Here is a 17,497-nt window from a genome sequence, read left to right as displayed (position 1 = left end):
AGGAACACATTCCAGGTCAGAAGGCCGAGCGCGAATCTGGAGCTAACAGCAGCCACTCCAGCCCCAGCCCTCACAACCCCTTACCGGGTTCGAACACCGACCGGTCGCCTTTCTACAGCTCAACGGCACTGGTTCCGCGCTACTGCCGTAGAACGAAAGCAGCCGCCGGTCGCTGACCTGCGGCTTCTTCTCGAGTGGTTCTAGGTGACTGGTGTTTTTCGTGCGGTGAGGGGCGGGTCTCGAGCAGAATGTTGCGGTGACGTTGGGGCGTGTGCCGGTTCAGGGTGATCTGTTGCAGTCGACGGTGGAGTTCTGCGCGGGCCGGGTGGGCGAGGACTCGATTTACGGTGTGCTGCACCGGGAATGCGGGCGGTTGTTCCCGGATGAGATGTTCGCTGATCTGTTCACCGATGTCGGGCGGCGCAGTGTGCCGCCGATGATCGTGGCGGTGGTGATGGCGTTGCAGCGGATCGAAGGTTTGTCGGATCGGGAAGCGGTGGAGCGGTTCGCGTTCGACGCCCGCTGGAAATACGCCGCCGGTGGCCTGGCTTTCGATTATCCGGGGTTCGTGCACACGGTGCTGGTGGACATGCGCGCGAGGCTGGCCCGTTCGGATCGGCCCGGCCGTATCTTCGACGCTGTGCTCGCCGTGGCACGCCAGGCCGGGCTGGTGGGCCGCAAACGGGTGCTGGACTCGACACCGTTGTATGACGCGGTGGCCACGATGGACACCATCACCTTGGTCCGCTCGGCGATCCGCGGGCTGCTCGCGGTCGCCGGCGCCGAGCTTGCGGGGTCGTTGCGGGCGCGGATCAGCAGCGGTGACGACTACGCCACCGCGGCGAAACCGGTCATCGATTGGGACGATGCGACCGCCCGCGCCGCACTGATCGATTCCCGGGCTCGTGACGCGATGGCCATGCTGGTGTTGCTGGAGGGCCGCGACCTCGACGAAGCCACCGGTAAGGCCGCGGCGCTGCTGGCCACCGTGCTCGGCCAGGACATCACCGACGAGGAGGGGACCTTCCGGATCGTGCGGGGCACCGCGGCCGATCGGGTGATCTCCACCGTCGACCCCGAAACCCGCCACGGGCACAAGACCCAAGCGCGCGGGTTCGACGGCTACAAGGGTCATATCGCCATCGATCCCGACAGCGAGATCATCACCGCCACCACCGTCACCCCCGGCAACACCGGCGACGCCGACCCCGCCGAGGAACTGCTCGCCGATACCCTGCCCTCCGAAGCCGAAGCCGAAGCCGAAGCCGAAGCCGAAGCCGAAGCCGAAGCCGAAGCCGAAGCCGAAGCCGAAGCCGAAGCCGAAGCCGAAGCCGAAGCCGAAGGTCGGGACGAGGATGCCGCCGCGGTGTTCGGTGACTCCGCCTACGGGTCCGGTGAGTTGTTGAAACGTTTGGACGACAACGGGATTCACAACGGAGTGAAGGTGCAGCCGTCGTCGTCGGTGAAAGGCCATTTCTCCAAGGACCGGTTCACGATCGACCTGGATGCCCGCACGGTGAGCTGCCCGGCCGGGGCCACCGCATCGATCGCTGCCCGCACCGGCCGTCATACCGGCACCGCCCACTTCGGTGCCCTCTGCGCCGAGTGCCCGCTGCGTTCGCAGTGCACCTCGGCGGCGGGCGGGCGCACGATCACCGTCGGCGCCTTCGAGAACTACCTGGTCGCCGGTCGCCAGCGGCAGCTCGATCCGGTCTGGAAGGCCGACTACCGCGCGACCCGACCCAAGGTCGAACGCAAGATCGGCCATTTGATGCGCCGCCGCCACGGCGGACGCCGCGCCCGCATGCGCGGCCGGGCCAAAATCGGAGCCGACTTCAGCTTGCTGGCCGCCGCGGTCAACCTCTCCCGCCTCGCCGTTCTCGGACTCACCCACACCAGCACCGGCTGGGCCACCACCGCCTGACAGCGCCGGTCATCCGGCGCTGTCAGGCCAAACCGCCACGGGCACAACCGGAAACAAACAACAACCGATACCACCGCCGGCCCGCGCCAACTCGACCTCACCCACCAGCACCACCACACCGCCGGCCGTCAGATACCCGTTCGACACCAGCCACCTAGCTGGGATCGAACCAGCGACCCCTCGCGTGTGAAGCGAGTGCTCTCCCGCTGAGCTATAGAACCGTAGTTCGTCGCTCGAGGCGACTGTCCGGCTCGGGGTCTCCCCCGCTCCGGCTGAGAGAACATTAGCGCGTCGACCCACCGTCATGGCAAATCGGGTGCACCATCACTCGCTGCGGCGCGCGGTAGCCGACTCGGTCAGCGTCTTGGCCAGGGCATCGAATTCCGCTGCAGTGAGGTCGATTTCAACGGCAGCGACGTTGTTTTCGACGTGGGCGACCATGGCCTGATCCGCAGGAGCGAGCCGGCGCTACGGCGAATCGAACAGCTCGGCGACCGCGGCCACCGTGACAGCCCGGATCAGCCAATCCGACAGCCGCTCCAGATCGGCGCATGCCCGGATCCGCTCACGAGCGGCCCCGTCGACCTCGATTCCCCGAGCGGCCAGAACCGTGAGAATCGCCGAAGCCTCCCCCTCGGCTTTGCCTTCCGCCACGCCCTGGGCCTTGCCCTCTGCATGACCGATCGCCTGGTGGCGCCGGGCGAATTCGCTCTCCCACTGGTAGTTTTCGACCGAAATCGACATGATGGCCTCCAGCTCGATGCGGGCCGCCTCAGGCAGTCGCGCGCTGATGTAGTCCTAGTAGATCAGGCCTCTCTCGGGCCCGAAGGTCTCGAGCGCCCGCAGCACCATCTCGAGTACTGGGCGCCGCGACTCGTCTTGCACATGCCCGGGAGCCGACAGCAGCACCAGTTCGGGCCATTCTCGCGCTTGGTCCGGTTCGGTGACAGGTCCCAACCGCCCCGGCCAGTACGTGATCGGCGTGAAGACGAAATAGTTCCAACGGCACCTCGTGGTTGTTCGACGGCATGGCGCGGACGATAGGGCCATCCCCGCGGCGGCATGCCCTGAACGCGCATCCGATGATCGCCCAGTCCGATTCCCGGCGTGTCCGTGTACGAGACGAATCCGCCTGTTGCACAGGAATACTGCACTATTCGAGTTCACCACTACACCGCTGGTGCGGAGGCCTCCGACAACCGTCTCGAAATCGCCGATGCCCTGCGCGCCAGGTGGTCTCGGGCCGCGACACCGCACTCGCGGACCGCTTGCCCTCGGCGACCGCGCCTTCCGGAAAGCCCGGCGCCAGGGTAATCGTCTGCACTGGTGGGGCATTCGCGGGCAGCGATCCGGTCGGACGCCGAAACACGGCCGTATTTTCCTGGATACATGGTGGCGCCTTCGGCCGGTGTACTTTGCCAGGGTTACGGCGCCCGAGCGATCGGGTGCAGATTCACCACGGAGGATCCAATGAAGTTGCGTATTGCTGGAGTACTCGGCGCTGCCGCAGTGGCCGGGATGGTGGCGGTGCTCGTGCCCGCGACCGCGGGCGCGTCGACCGGCACCCTGGTCTCGAACGGCAGGGTTCTCGTGAACCCGTCCGGTTGCGTCCGGATCCTGCTCACCGACCTGGACACGACCACGGTGACGAACTCGACCGACCAGGACGCCACCTTCTACGCCAGCATCGACTGCTCGGGTGACCCCATCGGCACCGTGGCGGCCGGAGCGGCCGGCACGCCCCCGATGGCGGGCAGCTTCTCCATCAACTGACGACTGCCCACCTGGCCAGTGCATCGCGCCTGGCCAGGCGGAGGGCGTCGACCCCGAGACAGTCGGTTCATCACGGGGCCAGAGACTCCTCGCGTGCATTCGTTCACACCGACTCGACAGCGGCGGCCGAACGTGGGCGGCCGGTAATCTCCGCGCCGGAAACCTGGTGCCGTTTGACCGACGCCCAGGCGGGTACGCGAATACGAAGGATCGCGGCATACACCCGGAGGTCGAGAACCGTGGAAATCGCAAAAGGAACCCGTTTGGTCCCCATCCACGACACCGCGCTCGGTGCTTCCATTCAGGTCACAGCGGTGCGACACAACCCGATTCCGTACGCGGAGGTTCGACCTGTCGGCGGCGGCCGGGTGTGTGCGGTATCGCTCAGCGATCTGCAGCGGGATTTCCGCATCCTGCGCAAAAGCGTTTCGGCCGAAGATGATTCGACCGAGGGGTAGCCTCTCGTCTCAGCTCTGAATCAGCCCGCGATCTCGACATTTCGATCGCCTCATCGAGCAATGGCTGCCGCTGTCATGGGCCCTGAACCAGGTCAACCGGTCGATGGGCCACCCCGACCTCTATCCCTTCGTCCTGGCCCCGGCGGCACTGGACAAGATGCGATTCATCCACGAGCTGATCGGCCCTGCCACAGCTCCAGTAACTCGGAGATTGCCCATTCGTCGAAACTCGCCCGCATCCAGTACGCGACGAACCCCGCTCGCGCAGCTCTCACGCCTCGGGCAGCGGCGGCGAGGGCGTGAAGACGACCGGGAGGGCATTCAGGGCGCGATGGAATGGTCCTGGCCGCCAGGACAATTCGGGGCCCGGGACCGCCAGCTGGATTTCCGGGAGGGCGTCGAGCAGCTGGTCGACGGCCTCCTGGGCGATCAGGTAGGCCAGCGAATTGGCGGGGCAGGTGTGTGGGCCCGCGCCCCACGCGAGGTGCGAGCGATTGCCGGCCAGCTCCTTGTCGCGAATGGCCGGATCGGTATTGCAGGCCGCCATGCTGATGACGACCGGTTGGTGCGCGGGCAGCCAGCAGTCGTCCATGAGAACGGGCCGGGGCGGAAAGCTGATGCAGAAGTTCGCCATCGGGGGATCGTCGAAGAGCACCGCGTCGAGCGCGTCCCGGGTGGACAGACTGCCGCCCAGTGCGCTGCCGCGGAACCGGTCGTCCACGAGGAGCAGCAGCAGCGTATTGGCGATCAGATTCTGCTGCGGCTCGATACCCGCGCCGTAGAGCGTGGCCAGCTGGTGCACCATTTCGGTTTCGCTCAGCTCGGCGGGATGGCGGAGCATGCGGGTGGTGACGTCGTCGCCCGGGTGCGCGCGTTTGTACAGGGTCAGCCGCAGCAGAGCGTCCACGAGCAGCTTGTTGCCCTGTTCCGCGCCGACGCCCTCGAAGATGGCGCGGAAACCCTCCGCCGCCTGCCCCGCAATGTCCACCGGGCAGCCGAGCAGGTGGTTGAGCACCCGGAATGCCAGCGGAAAAGCGTAGTCGCGCACCAGATCTGCCGACCCGGACGTACAGAACGTATTGATCAGCGACACCGCGACCCGTTCCACCGTGCCCTGCAGACCGTACTGATCGATTCCGGCCAGCCCGGCGGTATTGATCCGCCTATACCGCGCGTGCTCGGTTCCCGCATTACGCAAGGCATTCGGCCGCCACTGCATCATCGGCAGCACCGGACAGTCGGTGGGAACCCCCGCCTGCCACTCCCGCGGATCGGCGGGAAAACGGTCCGGATCGTTGAGAATCCTTACCGCCGTGCGATATCCGAGCACCAGTGTGGCCGGCACCCCGGGCGCCAACTCCACCGGAGCCAACGCGCCGAACTTGTCCCGCATCTCCCGATAGACCCGGTGCGGATCGGCCGCGAACTCCGGGGTGTAGATGGGCACCCGCGCTCCGGCTGCATCGAACACCCCGGCATACCGGCCCCCGGCGGCCGGCACTGACTCTGACATCGAACCCACTTCACATACTGCACAGCACTCCACCGACGCCCGAGACCGCACATCCCGGACCAGAACCGAGGTGTCACCCTACCGACGCGAGCGCTCCCCCGTGTGCCCATCGCGTTCTTTTCCGCTCGGCGTGCGCGACCGGGGGAATCCGGCCTGGTTCGACGAAATCATTGACAAGGGTGATCCGGAGTCGCAGGCTTTACGAGGCGCAATTGTTGTCTAGACAGTTGCTGCGGTATCCGGTTGTCAGTGATCGTCGCCGAAGCCGGCGGGGAGAGCTGCACAGCGCACGGAGATTCGGCGGACGTGGTGTCATCCGCGTCCGATCTCATAGTTCGGACGGAACCTACCGATGCGGAGGTTGAAATGTCTGATCGCAAGGGCCGAAAACCCAGCCAGACGGCAAACAAGGCCAAGGCCAAGCAGGCCATGAAGGACCAGGACCAGCGCACGGAACGTGACGTGGACCGGCTGGCCGACGACGCCAGGCGCGATATGGACCGGTTGGGCGACGGCATGAAGCGAGAAGGCCAGCGGGCGCGGTCGGACATGGATGACCGGACCAAAGAGATGAAGCGGAAGCTGCAGCACCACTAGCTCCGCCGCTCGACGACGGCCGGTCCATCGGAGACCTCCGATGGACCGGCTGTTCCAGCGGCTCGAAGACGAAAACGCTGGTGCCGATACAGATTTCGTCGCCGTCGGACAGGACTGCGCGGTCGCTGATCCGCTCACCGTGCACGAATACTCCGTTCGACGATCGCAGGTCGCGGATCACGACGCTCAGGCCGGTGTCCACGATGACCGCATGACGGCCGAAGTTCTCCGGGCTCGATCACCTGGACGAGACCTGCTGCCACCAGGCGAACAATTGCTGCGCACGGTCGGAATGACCAACCGCGAATCCCAGGACGAGATCGGGCTCCGAGGTCCAGAAAATCCCGGCCATCGGCGGACTATCGGTGGATAGGTAGCATCCGACCTGTCCGGTCGGCTGGGCCCGCCCAGGCGCCGTAAAGGAATGCGGCCGACTGCCGTCCGGGCAATCGACGATCTGAAGGTGGTCGGCGTACAGCGCATAGGCATCGCGCAGCGAGGTGACGTCGGCGAATGAAAGATAGCGAGCCGACGGGACCGATTCCGGAGGATCGCCGCCCGCACAATGCAACTGCGCCAATGCTATTCGCGGAGTCGGTGGCCATTCGGGCGTACACGAGTCCTGGGAGTACCCGGGAGGCAACAGCTTCAGCAGAGCGACCTCCGCGGCAGACAGCTTCGAAGTCCCGGCCCACGGGGGGCTCGGCGGGCGAGCCCCGATCCACACCCCGAGGCCGGCCGCCGACACGACCACGGCCGCGGAAGCCATCAACCACCTGCGCCGTTTCGATCGACCGCGCCGGGCCGGCAGCTCGGTGCCGGTGGGTGCGGCCGCCGTAGTGTCCGGGACCGTACCCACCATTCGCTGATCCCCGCCGCGCAGTGCGCGATGAGCAGCACGCGCCAGTTCCGCCGCCGTCCCGAAACGATCGTCGGGATCCTTCGCCATGCCCCGCGCGATCACCTCGTCGAATGCAATCGGGACCCCTGGATTCACCACACTGGGACGCGGGATCGGGTCGAACAGATGGGCACTGATCACCCTTTCGATAACGTCGCCTACGTAAGGGCTAGTGCCGGTGAGGCACTCGTGCAGAACACACGCCAGCGAATAGATGTCGGCCCGGGAGGTGACCTCTTCACTCTGGAATCGTTCGGGTGCCATGTAGGCGCAGGTGCCGACCGCGGTGCCCGTGCTGGTCAATCCGGGACCGGTCGGCGAGCGGGCGATACCGAAGTCGACGAGGTAAGCGAAGTCGTCGTCGGTGACGAGAATATTGGCCGGTTTGATATCCCGATGGATCAGTCCGTCGGCGTGCGCGGCGTCCAATGCCGCCGCGATCTGGCCGATGATGCCCACCGCCCGGGCCGGTGGCATGGGACCGTCACGGGACAGCAGGCTGCCGAGGTCCGCACCGCGGATGAGGCGCATATCGATGTAGAGCAGCCCGTCGATCTCGCCGTAGTCGTGGATCGGAATGATATGTGGCTCCGACAACCTTGCGGCAGTGTGCGATTCGCGGCGGAACCGCGCCCGGAAGCGGTCGTCGGCCGCCAGATCTTCGGGCAGCAACTTGAGTGCCACCGTGCGGTCCTTGGTCGTGTCGCGGGCCTCGTAGACCTCGCCCATACCGCCGCGGCCGAGCAACTTCACGAGCCGGTAGTGCCCGAATACCGTGCCCACCCGAGAATTTCGCGCCGCCTGGCTCATGTCTCCACTCACAGTTGCCGCGCCCTCCGCTACGCGGATCCGACCTGCTGTTGCCACCAGGCGAACAGCTGCGGCAGGTCCCCGATGTCGTTGCCGAAAACGATGCTCAGGACAAGATCGGGCTCCGTGGTCCAGACGATTGCCGCGAGCGTCGGCAGACAGGCGACCTGACCGGTCGCCTGGTCCTGGCCGTGCGCCGTATACGGGCCCGGTGTGCTTCCGTCCGGGCACTTCTCGTCTCCGGCGGAGTACCCGGAGGTCCATTGGGCATAGCCGTCGCCAAGTGCGCCGACAGTGCCGTACCGGGAGAAGAAGGCGTCTCGGACAAACGGTTTCCCGCCCGGCACGCAGTAGAGCTTGGCTGTGCCACCCGCAGGCGGATCGACATGCGAGCAGGTGTGCTCGTCGTTTCCCGGCGGCGCCAGCTTCACCAGCGCGAGCTCCGCAGGCGTGAACTGCTTGGCCGCTGTAGGTGTCGCGGACCCGGTGATCGCTGCCGTAGTGCCGTTTCGGTTCGGACGATTCGCCAGCCATATCCCAGCCGCGGTGGAAATCACCAGCAGCACCGCCACCACGGAGGTCCCGATGCGCCACCGCTTCCGCGGCCGCAACTGTTCGGACGGCTGTCGCGGTGCACCGATGATCGGGGCACGGTTCCTGCCCAGGATGGTGGCCGCAGTGTGTCGGTCGGTGTCACCGAGAGCGTCGTGTGCGGCCCGGAACAGATCCCCTGCGCGGGCGTAGCGGTCGCCGGGGTCTTTGGCCATTCCCCGCGCGATCACGTCATCGAAGGCGGCGGGGATGCCGCGGCGGGCCCGGCTGGGATGCGGGATCGGATCGAACAAATGTGCCTTGATCACGACCTGGACACTGTTGCCCGGGAAAGGCCTTGTCCCGGTGAGACATTCGTGCAGCACACAGGCCAGTGAATAGATATCGGTGCGAGAAGTGATCTCCCCTTTACGGAATCGTTCGGGCGCCATGTAGGCATAGGTTCCGATCGCGGTGCCCGTGCTGGTCAATCCCGGACCGGTCGCCGAGCGAGCGATACCGAAGTCGACCAGGTAAGCGAAGTCGTCGTCGGCGACGAGAATATTGGCCGGTTTGATATCCCGATGGATCAGTCCGTCGGCATGAGCCGCGTCCAAGGCCGCCGCGATCTGGCCGATGATGCCCACCGCCCGAGTCGGCGGCAGCGGCCCGTCGCGGGACAACATGCTGCCGAGATCCTCACCACGGATCAAGCGCATATCGATATAGAGCAGCCCGTCGATCTCGCCGAAGTCGTGGATCGGAATGATATGCGGCTCCGACAACCTTGCGGCAGTGTGGGATTCGCGACGAAACCGTTCCCGATAACGGGCATCGGCTGCCAGGTTTTCAGGCAGGAGCTTGAGCGCCACCGTGCGGTCCTTGGTGATGTCGTAAGCCTCGTAGACCTCGCCCATACCGCCCCGGCCGAGCAACTTCACGAGCCGGTAGTGCCCGAATACCGTACCTACCTTCGAATTACGTGCCCTCTCGCTCATTGGAAACCACCCTGGCTCTTCCACCACCCGAGTAACTCCTTCGCGTGGCCCGGCTTGTCCGCGTACGCGATCCCCACGGCGAGATCGGGTTCGTGACTCCAGATGATCCCCGGAACCGAGGGATCGTCATCGGAGGCGAAGCAGCCGAACTGGCCGACGACGTCGCGCACGGATCGGTTGCCGTTGTAGTAGTCGCCCCCTTGCGAACCATCGGCGCACTGAGCGGGATGTACCTGCTGACTGACGACCTTGTAGAACGCGCGAACCAGATCCACGGTGGGAAACAGAAAGAATCGGGCCGCCGGGACCCCGGCCGCAGGCCGGCAATACAAGGCATCCACCTGCACCGAAGCCTGCGAATGCCCGGCATCGTGCAAACAATTCGCTCGGGTGTATCCGGTGGGGACGAGCTCGAGCAGTCGCAGGTCGGCAGCCGAGTACCGATTCGGCACTGGCGCAGCGTCTCCCGCCAGCGTGAGGGTGGCAGCCACCACGACCGCCGCCAGAACGACGATCCCCGCGTGCCGTTTCGACAGAGCGGGCCGGGCCGGTGACGGCTGCGGCTGCGGCTGCGGCTGCGGCTGCGGCTGCGGCTGCGGCTGCGGCTGCGGCTGCGGCTGCGGCTGCGGCTGCGGAGCGAGGGTCACTGATGAACCACCACCCACTTCGGTCGCCTCGAACTCCGGCGCCCGCATTGCGTCGGTGGCGATGGGCGCGGCCTCGGTGGTGGCGGCGGGCGATGCTTCGGTGGCGATGCGCGCGGCCTCGGTGTCGCCCAGGATCGTGGCGGCCGACTGCTGCTCGGTGCTGTCGAGCGCATCGCGGGCGGCGCGGGCCAGCTCGCCCGCTGTCGGGTAACGGTCGGCAGGCTCCGCGGCCGTGCCCCGCGCGATAATCGCATCGAACGCCGCCGGAGTTCCCGGATGCACCACGCTGGGACGCGGAATCGGTTCGAACAGATGGGCACTGACCCCCGCTTCGGCACTGCCGCCGGGGTACGGGCGGGTGCCGGTGAGGCATGCGTGGAGAACACACGCCAGTGAGTAGATGTCAGCTCTGCTGGTGATCTCTTTGTCCTGCAAGGCTTCTGGAGACGTGTAAGCAGAGATTCCTGCCCGCGTGTCCCGGTCGGTGGATCCGGAGCCGGCAACCGGGCGGCCGATACCGAAGTCGACCAGATAGGCGAAGTCGTCGTCGCCGACAAGAATATTGGCGGGCTCGACGTCGCCGTGGATCAGCCCGTCGGCATGCGCCGCATCCAGCGCCGCCGCAACCTGACCGACCACGGCCACCGCGGTGGCCGCATCCATCGGGCCGTGCCGGGCGAGCAGCGTTCCGAGGTCATCACCGCGAACCAGCCGCCGGTCGATGTAGAGCAATCCGTCGATCTCGCCGAAGTCGTGAATCGGAACGATATGCGGTTCCTGCAAACGCGCCGCGAGACGTGATTCGCGGCGGAATTGCTCCCGGTAGTGCAGGTCGGCGGCCAGGTCTCCGGGCACCAGCTCGAGCGCGACCGTACGGTCCTTGACGGTGTCGTACGCCTCGTAGACGTCCCCCACGCCACCGAGCCCGAGCAGCCTTTTCAGCTGGTAGTGCCCGAATATCGTGCCTACCCGCGAGTCCGCCGCCGACTGGCTCATGCCGGTATGCCTGCCTCCCGAAAGGTTGCAGGGACGTCACCGCCTTCTTGCGATACCCGACCATAGCCCGCCGACGCCGCCCGCGGCGACGATCCGCACAGCCAAGTGGACGTCCTTCCAGCCGCTTCTGGACGGCGGATCGCCTCGATCCCCCGATGGCCTCATGACCAGGGCCGACGCATCGACCCTGCGATGCACCCGGCCCCATCGGAGCAGCCGATCACGGTCGTGGTGCCCCGCTGCCGGGCGCCGTGAACACCGCGCCGAGCAGCGAGCGGCGAGTATTCAGGGTTTCTCGACCGGCTGGTCCTCGGAGTGTCCTTTGAGCGGCTTCGCCGCGAGCAGGCCCGCCCGCAGGACCGCCCATTCGGCCGCGTCGAGGCAGTAGCCGGCCAATGCGACCGCGGTGAGCGCGTCGGCCTGGGCGTCGTGGGTCAGCTTCTCCTGGTTCTTCTCCTTTGCTTCGGCCTGCCAGCTGTCGAAATCACTACGCATGGCGGCGATCTGACGATGCAGCGAATCCCTGGCCTCCACCCACCAGCGATGCGCGGACGCGCGCATCTCCGTCCCGATGTTCCCGAGCTCGCCGCTTTCCCGTTCGAGCGCGACTCCGAGCTCGCGATGGCGTTCCTGCAAGGCCGCGTGGTTCTTGTCACGTAGCGCATCCGAGGAGTCCTCGACCTGCTTGACGCGGGCCGCGAGCTCCGTCAGCGTTTCAGACAGAGGTTTCATCTTCGTAGACCCTTCCGAAATCCGTTGCCTTGATGGATTATTCACCATCAGACATCGATCAGACTGCAGGCCGCCACCCAATCGGGCCTAGGGCAGAACGTCACCGGATGCGAACTTTCGGCACCTTCCCGCTTCGGCACGCACCCCGAGCATGAGGGGTGCGTCCCCTCCGACACTTCCCGCGAGAGTCCCATTCGAGATCCCTACCGCCGAAGTCGATTTCGCATCCGATGCGCTGTACATCGCGAGAGTCACCGTGCGGCAGCTTTTTTCGATTCACCACCGTTTCGCCTCCGGCATCAGCGGGCTCGGTTGGGCCCGTGGCTACCGGTCGGGCAGGCCCGCGTCGAGGTCGGCGACCGTCCGGAACCCGGCCGCGATGCAATCGGTCAGGTCCTCCGGATCGGGGACAGCCCCGGTGTCGGAGTTGATTCCGATGCAGCAGGTGGCGACGTGCGAGATCAGGGTGATGTTGAACGCGGTGCCGGTGGTGGGGCCGAAGGGGTAGATCCGATCGACCTTCGCGCCGGCGAGATAGAGGTCCACCGGAGAGCCCCGGACATCGGAGGCTACGAAGTCGACGTGTTTGAACATTTCGGTGAGCAATCCGACCGGTAGCCGGTTGAAGGTCGCCGCGACGGCATTCGAGAACGGGATCGCCGGTTCGCGCTTCCACCCCTCGACCGTGGCGTCGAGCGCGTGCATGAGGTCGGCGGCCTCGGCCATGTCGACCGGAACAGCGAAGCGCGCCAAGGTGATCCGGTTTCCACCGATCGGATCCGCGGCCCGCCGCAGACTGATCGGCATGGCCACCCGAAGTTGGTCCACCTTCGCGCCGTGGCGATCGTGATAGGCGCGCAGACCGATCAGCACTCCGGCCAGGAAGGCATCGTTGACCGTGCAGCCCGCGAGGTGCGCGCCGTGCCGCAGGGCGTCGAGCGGCACATCCAATACCGTCAGCCTCCGGCCCAGGGTTCGTTCGGTCATCAGTGGCGACAGGGTGCTGGTGATGGGGTACGCGAGACGCAGCAGCGAACCGGCCAGCGCCGCACCGTCTTTGAGCGCCGCGACCGGATCGGTGACCGTCCGCCGGAGTGCCGGCAGGACGATCGACAGCCCACCGCGCACCAGTTCCGCGCCAACCGTCCAGTTCCATGCCACGATATCGCCTAGAACACCGCGCCCGGTCGCGCGCGCCGACTCCGGAATCTGCGCGCGTTCGGTTCCCGCGCGGTCGAAATCGAGTATCTCACCGGCGATCTGGATACCACCGAGACCGTCGGTGAGGCTGTGGTGCACTTTCAGGACAACGGCGCTCTTGCCACCGGCGAGACCGCTGAGCACGGTGAATCGCCACAGCGGCCGAGCGGGATCGAACGCCGCCATCGCCTCGGTGCGCGCGAACTCCAGCACCGACGACAGATCAGCGGGGGCCGCCACGTCGAAATGCCGCACATGCCACGACAGGTCGAAATCCGGATCCAGCGTCCACCGCGGGGGTGCGAGACCGAACGGCACCGCAACCAGCCGATGCCGGAATCGCGGCACCGCACGCGTTCCCCGATCGATCATGCGCAGCAACCGATTCCAGTCCGGTTCGGCGTCCAGCAACAGCACCGACACGATCGTGGAACGAAGGCTCGGGTCCTGCTCCATGCTCCATGTGAAGAGGTCCGACTGTGTCATATGGGAGTCGAGTGAAGCCATTGTCCGCGCCATCCGTAGGTAACTGCCCGCGCCGTCGGCCGGTCCTGCCGATCCGAGACCCTGGAACCGCTCGGCGCACTCCGAATCTCGTACCCGCAGAGCATGTCCTCCAGTTCACTGTGACTCCACCGAACGGATGATCGGGAGGGCAGAAGGTCACCGGACCGTCCTCGAACTGCAGAGACCGAATCGCCGCGCCCCACCGGCAGCGTTGTTGCACGAAAACGGCCGGTCATCGACGAAACACCGATGGCCGGCCGTTTTCTGCGGACCCGGCTGGGCGTTGTTCAAACCGCGCCGACCGGTGAAAATTCGAATCCAGCGTTGCCGAAATCGACGATCGATACCGGCTATGCCTGCAGCGCCGGCTGATCGGCGGGCAGGTTCGGTGTCGCGGGTTCCAGCGCACCTACAAGGGCACCCACCCCTGCCCCGATTGCGGAACCGACCACCGCCGCTGGGACCGCGAACACTGCGGCACCGATGGCAGCGCCGAGTACCGGTACGACCACCAAGCCCGCCGGAAGGAAGGGAATACCGGCAATGAAACCAGCGACGGCACCGATCATTGCACTGGTGGAGGTCAAGGGACTGGTAACGACCCCCGCCACCACATTGCCTGCGAGCGCACCGGCGAGCGCGTCGGCGGCCATCCGGTCCGACCGTGTGGGCGCGAATCCGACCGAGTCGAATCCCTGGGCCAACATGGCCTCCGTCTGCCCGTAGGAATCGTTGATCCCTTCGATCATCCCGGGGTCGACCCAGTCCGGCCGTCCGATCGAAACAGAGCCGATGCGAATGGTCCCGTCCGGCGCCTGGATCGGCGCGACGGGCGGGGCGAGGGTCGTTGGCAGGTGCAGACTGGACGGGTCGACCGGGGCGAGGCTGCCATCGGGAACGGCCCGCTTCCCGCTCATATCGTTGCGACTGGTCGCCGTCGGCGAAGTGCTCGCGTCCGCCGACGCCGGGGGGATCTCGAACAGCGCCACCGACAACGGAACCGTCGCGAGGACCAGTAGTGATCCAGCACGCCCGAACCGGTTGGTCGAACGAGCGAGATGCTGTCCTGCCATGAATGACCTCTCTTTCGACTTCTGATGAGTTGTGCAAGAGATTCGGACCGGCATGCCGGGCGGATACGGATGCCCGCGAACTGCTTGCGCCGATCGGCCATGCCTTGATCCCGCTTCATCACCAGAACGAGGGCACGGCTATGGCGAATCGGCGGCGCAGACCCTCGTGGTCTGCGCCGACTGCCATGGCACTATCGTCTTATCGCACGTACGCGCTCATTCGATCTCCGGTCAAGCCTCGGCGACCTGAACTGCTGCGGCATCGGCGGATATCGACTGTCTCAGGGATTTCGGACGCATATCAGTCCAATTCTTCTCGATGTATTCCATGCAGGCGTCTCGGCTGTCCTCGCCGAACGCTCGACGCCACCCGTCCGGGATATCGGCAAAGCTTGGCCACAGGCAATACTGTTCTTCGTCGTTGATCAGAACGGAGAACCTGCCGTCTTCGTCGTCGAATGGGTTGGTGCTCATTTTCGCCTCACAATTGCAGCATTGATTGCTTCGTGTAGCAGGTGGCCAGGAGCAAGACAATCATCCCTGGTGCGTACATGGCATGTACGCACCAGGGATGACTAGATCAACACCATCGTCATCTCTGTCCGTGCGAGTCCATACTTCCCGCAGATCATGCCTGCGAACTGCACGGTGTTCCGTACCGCCGCACGACGCACGGATGGGAACCGACCGGAAACCTATACACCATGGACCAGGGCGTCAAGCATTGCCACACAGCTGGCGTGTCACATGGCTTGTTCGTGCAAAACGGACAAAATCTGAAAATTGGACATAGGGTGCGCACCAGGGGAACTGGTTCGTAAGGTTGTGTAGAAGTCGTGGGCTTGGCTGGTGCCGCTCGCGATTGCGGGAGTTCGGGAAGGGAAACTGCGAGCTGCGCGAGCAGTCGGAGTTTATGGGAAAGGTTGCAACGAACACGGGAGGCTGTCCCTGCCCCCGGAAAAGACTCTCAGCATCCGCCTCGCCGAAGCCGCCGATCTGCGCGTCCCGGCCGATCCGAAGTCTCACGAGGCGCTGCCGAAGCCGGCCACCGAGGCCGTGCAGCAGGCGCACAGCACGCTCGCAAGGCCATCTTCCAGCTAACACAATGGGATGGTTCCGGCATTGTCGATCCCTCTCGGACGCAGGGTGACTGGCAGGTTTGCCGGAATCCCCGGATCGAGTCTGCGGGTGTTTCGTCCGGATAGACGGTCACCAATCCGACAAAAAGGAAGCCTTTCCTCTTTATCCATCAAATATTGCCCAACAGCTGTAATGTGGCGAATGATCCGCTATCCCCTCAGGCGGATCCTGATGTTGTGGAATGAACGCCCTTCTAAGCTCCGCAACGTCGCGGTGGTGTCGCCTATCCCCGACACCACCGCTCGGGGGAAACATGTTCACCGATCGGGAGGCGTTGAACTTGGGAGGCGTCGGACTGTCGTGATGGGAGACAGTGGTGGCCGAGGCTCGAATCGCGAGTCGGCAACCAATTCATCCGAGCCGGTGGGAGCACCCCGTTACCGCCTGTTCCACCGATTCGCACGTCAACTCGAGGACAAGTGTCTAGGCAAGTCTAGGTGCCGATTGCATGGACGGAGCGCAGTGTACGCCGAGCACGTAACATTCAACGATTTCCAGGTTGTCTGGGTTACCGAAAGATCTACCTTCATTGCCTACTGTGAACGCTATCCGGGACTGTTCGCCAAAGACCCCTGGTCAGCGGTGCGCGCTAGACGGAGCCTGGAGGACCTGGCACGCAATGTGCTGGTGTGCAGCGACCTTTCGTGAGTTCCGCAGGGTGGTGCGCTCGGGTCCGTAGAAATGCACCCGAGAGCACTTCATGCGGAAAAGAATTCCGATGCCACCACCGAATGACTCGCCGTCGGAGCCGTCGATATATCCCAAAGACAGTTTCGGCTCGTGTTCGGAGGCCGCTCGATGAAAGCTGTGATCGCATGAGCATTGTGGTGATCGCCGAGGTGATTTCTATCTGGACGCTTCTAGGCCTGTTGTTCGGCTGGCTCATGATGGGCGGCAAACGCTGACGGCCATCATGCCCCAGCGCGCGGCTGCCGCTTTGAGCATGGTCCCCAATCGGACAATTCGAGCGAAACAACTCGGCTGGGTCGGATTCGCGTCGAGATTGCGCCGGCCACCACCTCGAGGTTCTGCCGCAGAGCGCTGGGCCGGCGGGTGGACTCGCCGAGTCGGCCCGACCCCCGAGACCCGCCAGGAATTTCAAGGATTCGATGTGCCTTTATCCTGCAAATCCACAACCAGGCACTACCGAACGACTAGAGTCATCCGCTATGAATCCTGAGGGTGCGAACGTGCGTGCACGGCGACGTGCGCGGACGGACCGGGGGAACGGCGGCAAGTGGGTGACAGCGGGATCGCAGACCGTCTCGGATCTGATGTCGGCACGCCTGAGGAAGCGCCAGAGCTACCCGCCAGCCGTCACGGCGATCTGCGACGGGTGTTGCTATTGCTCGGTGGGGTCCGTGACGTCCGGGCGCGTGCGGTCCGGATCCGTGAAAGAGCCGACCACACTCGACGATTACCGGTGGTCTGGTGAACTCGCCACAGTATTGCCCTTCCGTCGCCCGATGCCGATGAACGAGTGCCGATGAACGACGAGGCTACAGGGACTTCTCGTACAAACAGGTCAAGATCAGATTCTGACTGGAACCGAATTGCATGAGGTCTTCGCGGTCAGAGATTGCCTTTGAGCTTCATCGCGTGAACCCCACCGCTGGCTCCGCAATTACGAATCACCCCCCGTGCGTGCACGCTATGGCCAATATCCGCATTTTGCCCGTTTTGCACGAATAAGCCAT

At 65.1% G+C, this 17,497-nt stretch carries 12 protein-coding genes and 2 pseudogenes; 4 read left to right on the top strand and 10 right to left on the bottom strand.

Annotation, left to right across the window (positions count from 1 at the left end; all coding sequences use genetic code 11):
- The first annotated feature begins 256 nt into the window (after nucleotides 1–256).
- A complete protein-coding gene (locus ACQP1O_RS13550; RefSeq protein ID WP_433560426.1) occupies nucleotides 257–1,924 on the top strand; it encodes a transposase in 1,668 nt (555 codons plus the stop codon).
- Nucleotides 1,925–2,392: 468 nt separating this feature from the next.
- Here ACQP1O_RS13550 and ACQP1O_RS13545 read toward each other — a convergent pair whose 3' ends face one another.
- Complete coding sequence (locus ACQP1O_RS13545; protein ID WP_433566149.1) at nucleotides 2,393–2,668, bottom strand: hypothetical protein; 276 nt, start codon at nucleotides 2,666–2,668, stop codon at nucleotides 2,393–2,395.
- 726 nt (nucleotides 2,669–3,394) lie between these two features.
- Between ACQP1O_RS13545 and ACQP1O_RS13540 the strand changes: the two genes are divergently transcribed.
- Together ACQP1O_RS13540 and ACQP1O_RS13535 are read left to right on the top strand one after the other, a co-directional pair.
- The gene (locus ACQP1O_RS13540; protein ID WP_364623611.1) at nucleotides 3,395–3,697 is read left to right on the top strand and encodes a hypothetical protein; all 303 of its coding nucleotides are present in this window, start codon (nucleotides 3,395–3,397) and stop codon (nucleotides 3,695–3,697) included.
- 498 nt (nucleotides 3,698–4,195) lie between these two features.
- Nucleotides 4,196–4,345, top strand: a pseudogene (locus tag ACQP1O_RS13535) (putative zinc-binding metallopeptidase); the annotation flags it as partial.
- An 81-nt stretch (nucleotides 4,346–4,426) separates the two neighbouring features.
- Here ACQP1O_RS13535 and ACQP1O_RS13530 read toward each other — a convergent pair.
- Entirely contained in the window at nucleotides 4,427–5,668 is a 1,242-nt protein-coding gene (locus ACQP1O_RS13530) for a cytochrome P450 (RefSeq protein ID WP_433566148.1), read from the bottom strand.
- A gap of 366 nt (nucleotides 5,669–6,034) precedes the next feature.
- Between ACQP1O_RS13530 and ACQP1O_RS13525 the strand changes: the two genes are divergently transcribed.
- Nucleotides 6,035–6,265, top strand: coding sequence for a hypothetical protein (locus tag ACQP1O_RS13525; RefSeq protein WP_433566147.1), 231 nt, complete (start codon nucleotides 6,035–6,037; stop codon nucleotides 6,263–6,265).
- Nucleotides 6,266–6,359: 94 nt separating this feature from the next.
- Here the strand turns inward: ACQP1O_RS13525 and ACQP1O_RS13520 are convergent.
- The 8 genes and pseudogenes from ACQP1O_RS13520 to ACQP1O_RS13485 form a co-directional block, all read right to left on the bottom strand.
- A pseudogene (locus ACQP1O_RS13520) lies at nucleotides 6,360–6,470 on the bottom strand (FHA domain-containing protein); the annotation flags it as partial.
- 33 nt (nucleotides 6,471–6,503) lie between these two features.
- Complete coding sequence (locus tag ACQP1O_RS13515; RefSeq protein WP_433566146.1) at nucleotides 6,504–7,976, bottom strand: serine/threonine-protein kinase; 1,473 nt, start codon at nucleotides 7,974–7,976, stop codon at nucleotides 6,504–6,506.
- Between the two features lie 29 nt (nucleotides 7,977–8,005).
- Nucleotides 8,006–9,505, bottom strand: coding sequence for a serine/threonine-protein kinase (locus ACQP1O_RS13510; protein WP_433566145.1), 1,500 nt, complete (start codon nucleotides 9,503–9,505; stop codon nucleotides 8,006–8,008).
- On the bottom strand, nucleotides 9,502–11,148 hold the full coding sequence (locus ACQP1O_RS13505) for a serine/threonine-protein kinase (protein ID WP_433566144.1): 1,647 nt from the start codon (nucleotides 11,146–11,148) through the stop codon (nucleotides 9,502–9,504). The genes ACQP1O_RS13510 and ACQP1O_RS13505 overlap by 4 nt, the downstream gene beginning before the upstream one ends.
- A gap of 285 nt (nucleotides 11,149–11,433) precedes the next feature.
- Nucleotides 11,434–11,880: a hypothetical protein gene (locus ACQP1O_RS13500; RefSeq protein WP_433566143.1), complete on the bottom strand. Its 447-nt coding sequence runs from the start codon at nucleotides 11,878–11,880 to the stop codon at nucleotides 11,434–11,436.
- A 324-nt stretch (nucleotides 11,881–12,204) separates the two neighbouring features.
- Complete coding sequence (locus ACQP1O_RS13495) at nucleotides 12,205–13,587, bottom strand: wax ester/triacylglycerol synthase domain-containing protein (protein ID WP_433566142.1); 1,383 nt, start codon at nucleotides 13,585–13,587, stop codon at nucleotides 12,205–12,207.
- A gap of 350 nt (nucleotides 13,588–13,937) precedes the next feature.
- Nucleotides 13,938–14,576, bottom strand: a complete 639-nt coding sequence (locus ACQP1O_RS13490; protein ID WP_433566141.1) for a hypothetical protein — start codon at nucleotides 14,574–14,576, stop codon at nucleotides 13,938–13,940.
- Nucleotides 14,577–14,891: 315 nt separating this feature from the next.
- Nucleotides 14,892–15,134, bottom strand: a complete 243-nt coding sequence (locus ACQP1O_RS13485; protein WP_433566140.1) for an MbtH family protein — start codon at nucleotides 15,132–15,134, stop codon at nucleotides 14,892–14,894.
- Nucleotides 15,135–17,497 lie beyond the last annotated feature (2,363 nt).

Origin of the sequence: Nocardia sp. CA-151230 (assembly GCF_050942175.1) — a bacterium.
In the GTDB taxonomy this organism is placed as follows: domain Bacteria; phylum Actinomycetota; class Actinomycetes; order Mycobacteriales; family Mycobacteriaceae; genus Nocardia.
This window is presented reverse-complemented; position numbering and strand designations above follow the sequence as displayed.